This is a genomic window from Paenibacillus forsythiae T98, from assembly GCF_000520735.1.
Lineage (GTDB): Bacteria > Bacillota > Bacilli > Paenibacillales > Paenibacillaceae > Paenibacillus_AQ > Paenibacillus_AQ forsythiae.
On record NZ_ASSC01000243.1, the window covers coordinates 1 to 4,766 of the forward strand.

The following is a 4,766-nucleotide window of genomic DNA, read 5'->3' on the forward strand; positions in this document are numbered from 1 at the left end:
ATGCGGACCATAACACCGGACATTTGAAGAGGCGCTGCTCCGTACCGGAACAGCGCCTCTTTAATCCGCAGCTTTTTTATAAATTCACTCATTCTTTTTCCCGCTGCCACCCTTGATAAACTTCCGCATACCGAGCAGGCAGCCGACCATTCCAAGTCCAAGCAGAATCTGCTGCAGGGCGCCCAGCATTTTCGATTCATCCGAAGGAATCTGGCTGCTGATGATAATAAGGATAATGGAGACGGCAACCATAATGCCGGTTCTGTTCTTCACTGTGACCCTCCTAAAATGGATTTCTGTAGGGCATTAGCACGACCAGCCGGATCATATGCTTCATCCCCTTAATCATTAAAACCCTTAATCCATCATCAGCTTGATGAATCAAGGGTTTATCTTTCAAGAATCCGCCGAGCTTCCCTTGGCTTCAAGGAGCTGATTCAGCAGGCTCTCAAGCTCCCGCGCCGGCAGGGCGTCCAGAAGGACCGACTGAACGGTTGCATACGCCCGGTCCACCTTCTCCTGACCGATCGGAGTCAACGATGTGTAGACGCTTCTGCGATCCTCTTCGCAAATATGCCGTTTCAGCGCCCCGCAGCCCTTGGCCTCGAACCGGCTGACCAGCCGCGACATGGCGCTCTGGCTCAGGCCAACCATCGATTCGAGCTGCTGCAGACGGAGCTTCTTCCCGGGCGCTTCCGACAAGAACAACAGCAAATAAAACTCCTTCAGGGACATCCGGTGTCTTTCTTGCAGCGCCTGCTCCAGCCTTCCCGCCGTATTCGACTGAATATGGGTCAGCGCCAGCCAGCCGGCGATAAGTCCGTTAGATTCGGCAAATTCCATATAGTAAATTCCCTTTCGTCTGAGGCTGACTATATTATATCATCCGCGCATTCTTTTCACACAGCATGGCAGGCTGCTTATTTTTTATCCGAAACGGGAGTTCCCTTGTCCTTCTGCTTCCCCAGCTCCTTCGCTGCCGCCAGAGTTGTGCCCCGGGAAACCGGCAGGAGATGGCTCTTGGAGGTTCCGATGAGCTGGGAGGTATAGATGCCCGTATGGCCCGAGAACAGATAGCTGACAAGACAGGCAATGAACATGTATACCGCCGCGTCCGACCCGAACAGCTCAATTCCCATCAGAAAGCAGGCAATCGGGGTGTTGGCCGCGCCGCAGAATACGGAGATGAATCCGAGGGCCGCCAAAAAAGGAGCGTACAAATGCAAAAATCCGGACAGCGCGTTCCCCAGAGCAGCTCCAATCGCGAACAAAGGGGTCACCTCGCCCCCCTGAAATCCGGCTCCCAGAGTAAGAGAAGTGAAGACCAGCTTGCCCAAAAAAGCGAATGGAGAGACGCTCTCCGTAAAAGAGCTATGAATCAGCGGGATGCCCAGCCCCAAATAATCGCGGGTTCCGAGCACATAGACCAGACCGATGATAACGACGCCGCCGACCGCGCTTTTCAGCACAGGATTGCTGAAAAGCCTGGTGTACCCTTTTTTCAGCGCATGAGTCATTTCACTGAATAGAATACTGGTCAGCCCGAACAGAACAGAGGCGAATACGACCTTGAGGACGACCATCCATGTTAAACTGGGCACAGCGCCGATGTGATAATGAATATGGGAAACGCCCCAGAACGATGTCGCGACCAGATTGCCTGTAAAAGCGGCCACAAAAGCCGGAATCAGCGCTTCGTGGCTGATCAGGCCGAGCGCCAGAACCTCAAGACCGAATACCGTGCCCGCCAGAGGTGTTCCGAAAACCGAGCCGAATCCGCCGCTTATGCCGCAGATCAGCAGGATTTTGCGGTCAACAGACCGGACGCGGAGAATTCTGCCGAACCCTTCGGCCAGGCTGCCGCCCATCTGCACGGCTGTACCCTCGCGGCCCGCCGACCCTCCGAACAAATGCGTGACCAAGGTTCCGAATAGAACCAGCGGCGCCATCCGCAGCGGAATCGTCTCATTGCCGTTATTAATCTGTTCCAGGATCAGGTTGTTGCCCTTCGCGCTGTTCTTGCCGACCTTCAGGTAGAGGAAGCTGACGAGCGCCCCGCCGAGCGGAAGCAGAAACAGCAGCCATGGATTAGCCATTCTTACATCGGTCACGTAGTCCAGACTTTTCAGGAAGAACGCGGAGGCCGTGCCGGACAGTATGCCAACGCCGCTCCCGAGCGCCACCCATTTAAGCAGCGTAACCGCAAGCGCGGCAAACCTCCATTTTTCTCCCCACAGCGCCCACTTTTGTCTTACAGCATTCATCTTCTTCTTTCCCTTCCTAATTAAAGATATTCATAAAAAAAACAGACTCCTACCAGGGAATGAAAATCCTCTGGTAGGAGTCATCAGCCTTTCGGCGGTTACGGCGAACTCCATCGCCTGTATGAATAGGTCGATTCTAATTCATTTTGCAAAACTCGTCAATGAGATAACTCATACAGAACTTATCGTCTTTAGCAAAACCATTTCGCTTTCGCTCAGTCTAACTATATAATACCAATTTACAAGGTGATGAACTTATGGCAATACGTAAAAACACGCTCCTCTCCATTCTGGCTCTGTCCTTGCTGTACTCAGCCTCCGCCCATGCGGAGGAAGCGGCCAGGCCGGGCGCCCGGCAAGCAGACACGGCTTTCCGGACCACCGGGACCGTTCAGGCGGCGGCTCCGGATGTCCAGGCGGTTCGGGATGCCCAGGCCGCTCAGCCGTCCCAACCGTCTCCCGCGCCGACATCCATCTACCTGGACGGCTCGCCGCTCCAGACCGAGACGGATCCGGTGAACGTGAACGGCACGCTGCTTGTCCCCATGCGCCGCCTGTTTGAAGTACAAGGGGCCAAGCTCGCCTGGAACAATGCGGACAAGACCGTTACCGCCACGAAGGGCGCCACGACGCTGGTCTACCGCATTGGGGACCTCACAGCCATGGTGAACGACCGGACGGTGCAGTTGGATGCGCCCGGGCAAGTATCAGAGGGCTATACGATGGTTCCGCTGCGCTTCATCAGTGAAGCACTGGGCAGCACTGTTACCTGGGACCAGGCGGCCCGCGCCGTCCAGATCTTTACGTTCACCTTTGAAACGTCCATCCGCTGGGGCGTCAATCTGCGTAGCTCGCCGGACCCGGGCAGCGGCTTGCCGGATGCGGAAGGCCCTTCGCTGACGCTGACCAAGACTGGCCGTTCGCCGGTTGCCGGCGGTGGTTCGACAGATGCGGGCGGCAACTCAGCCATCCTGAAGCTGCTGCCCGCGAAATCGAAGGTCCATGTCGTGCGTGAAGTGGACGCCTTCTGGCTGGAGGTGCGGACCCCGGATAACCTGACGGGATACATATCCGCGAAGCCAAAGTACAGCGACTATACCAGCCCGTCCCTGACCGGCCTGCAGACGGACGAGCTGATCGCCTACGGCGACACCTTCCTTGGCACGCCTTACGAATTCGGAGCTTCGCCGGACCAGACAGGCAGCTTCGATTGCTCTTCCTTCGTCAAGCGCGTCTTCCAGGATACGCTCGCGATTGACCTTCCCCGCGTATCCTACGACCAGGCCAAGGCGGGCAAGGAGGTCGGGCTGGACGAGCTGCGCAGGGGCGACCTGCTGTTCTTCGGCACGCGGGATTTGAACATCGGGCATGTCGCCATCTATGCGGGAGACAACAAGCTGCTGCATACCTATTCGGAGAAATACGGCGTCCGCAATGAAGCCTTCAGCGACTATTGGAAGAAACGGTTCGTGACAGCGCGGCGGGTGTTCTAGGTTAGGCTTGGGGCGCTCTAGGGAACTTCAATCGTGAAAGGAACGGTGACAATCCGGCCGCCCCGTTTGAATTGTCCCCACATTTTGTAGATCCCGCTCTCCGGAAAGGCAGCCGAAAAGACGGCTTGCGGGCCGGAGGAGCCCCAGTTCAGCGGATGAACATGGAGGAACGTTCTCGCCGTGCTGTCGACGATCATGACATGGCCGACCGCCCCCAGGTATAGATCCAAATCGCGGATGGGCTTGCCCGTCCTTGAGTCCTTGAAGGTGAAAGTCATCATGGTGCTCATCCTGGCCATCAGATGATCGTAATGCAGAGAAACCTCCATGCCCTCAAACTCGCCGCTCAGTTGTGCGCTAGGCTTGAGCGGCTGCGGCGCAGGCGCCTCGCCGGAAACTTCCACGATTGTGCTGCGAGTCAATGCGCCATACCCGCTTGGCGTAAAATCAGCGAACAACGTATACGGGCCGCCGCTTGGAAAAGCAATGCCAATCTCAAAGCTCCCGTCACCGATATAATCGGGGTGGACATGCTGGAACTGCCGCAGGTCGCCGCTTACGGCAACAAGGTGTAGACGCTGTTCATGGACGATATCGAGCTTGGTCAGCGGCTTCCCGGCTCCGTCCGCAAGCTGTAGCCTTAGCTTGGCCGGTCTGCCCGCCTCCGGCTTGCCTTCCGGCCACGACCAGCTCGCCTTGATGCCCTTCTCGGCAGGCGTTTCGGCTCCGGAGCCGCCATGGGCATGCCCCATGGACAAGGACATCGGGTCCAGATACGGGTCCGCAAGCTTCTCCTCCTTGGCGGCTGCCCCGCATCCGGAAAGCATGACCGCAATGACAAGGATGAATACGGACATACGGCTGCGCTTCAGCTTCATTTCCTTTCCCTCCACTGCATCAATATTCAGATAAGGAGGCAGATCTCGCCCTAATAGACAGAGACTACCCCCTTGAGGCTGCAAGTATTATTTCTTCGTTTCGCTTACCGACGGTGCAGGCAGGGCGAGCG

The 4,766-nt window shown here is 56.7% G+C and carries 5 protein-coding genes and 1 riboswitch; of the genes, 1 reads left to right on the forward strand and 4 read right to left on the reverse strand.

Going from position 1 to position 4,766, the window contains the following annotated elements; all coding sequences use genetic code 11:
- Positions 1–84: 84 nt before the first annotated feature.
- The 3 genes from L692_RS0108475 to L692_RS0108485 form a co-directional block, all read right to left on the reverse strand.
- Positions 85–273, reverse strand: coding sequence for a hypothetical protein (locus L692_RS0108475; RefSeq protein ID WP_025698942.1), 189 nt, complete (start codon positions 271–273; stop codon positions 85–87).
- Positions 274–396: 123 nt separating this feature from the next.
- Complete coding sequence (locus L692_RS0108480; RefSeq protein ID WP_025698945.1) at positions 397–843, reverse strand: MarR family winged helix-turn-helix transcriptional regulator; 447 nt, start codon at positions 841–843, stop codon at positions 397–399.
- A 77-nt stretch (positions 844–920) separates the two neighbouring features.
- Positions 921–2,264, reverse strand: coding sequence for a voltage-gated chloride channel family protein (locus L692_RS0108485; protein ID WP_025698947.1), 1,344 nt, complete (start codon positions 2,262–2,264; stop codon positions 921–923).
- Positions 2,265–2,331: 67 nt separating this feature from the next.
- Positions 2,332–2,391, reverse strand: a riboswitch (Fluoride riboswitch).
- A gap of 130 nt (positions 2,392–2,521) precedes the next feature.
- On the opposite strand from L692_RS0108485, the gene L692_RS0108490 reads away from it, so the two are divergent.
- Positions 2,522–3,757 (forward strand): C40 family peptidase, encoded by a 1,236-nt coding sequence (locus L692_RS0108490; protein WP_025698949.1) that lies wholly within the window; start codon positions 2,522–2,524, stop codon positions 3,755–3,757.
- Positions 3,758–3,774: 17 nt separating this feature from the next.
- Here the strand turns inward: L692_RS0108490 and L692_RS28130 are convergent, their stop codons facing one another.
- Positions 3,775–4,635, reverse strand: a complete 861-nt coding sequence (locus L692_RS28130) for a hypothetical protein (RefSeq protein WP_025698957.1) — start codon at positions 4,633–4,635, stop codon at positions 3,775–3,777.
- Positions 4,636–4,766 lie beyond the last annotated feature (131 nt).

What these genes read in the sequence shown, in the direction of transcription:
- L692_RS0108485 (WP_025698947.1), bottom strand. Translation starts at nt 2,264, where the DNA reads ATGAATGCTGTAAGACAAAAGTGGGCGCTGTGGGGAGAAAAATGGAGG.
- L692_RS0108480 (WP_025698945.1), bottom strand. Translation starts at nt 843, where the DNA reads ATGGAATTTGCCGAATCTAACGGACTTATCGCCGGCTGGCTGGCGCTG.
- L692_RS28130 (WP_025698957.1), bottom strand. Translation starts at nt 4,635, where the DNA reads ATGAAGCTGAAGCGCAGCCGTATGTCCGTATTCATCCTTGTCATTGCG.
- L692_RS0108490 (WP_025698949.1), top strand. Translation starts at nt 2,522, where the DNA reads ATGGCAATACGTAAAAACACGCTCCTCTCCATTCTGGCTCTGTCCTTG.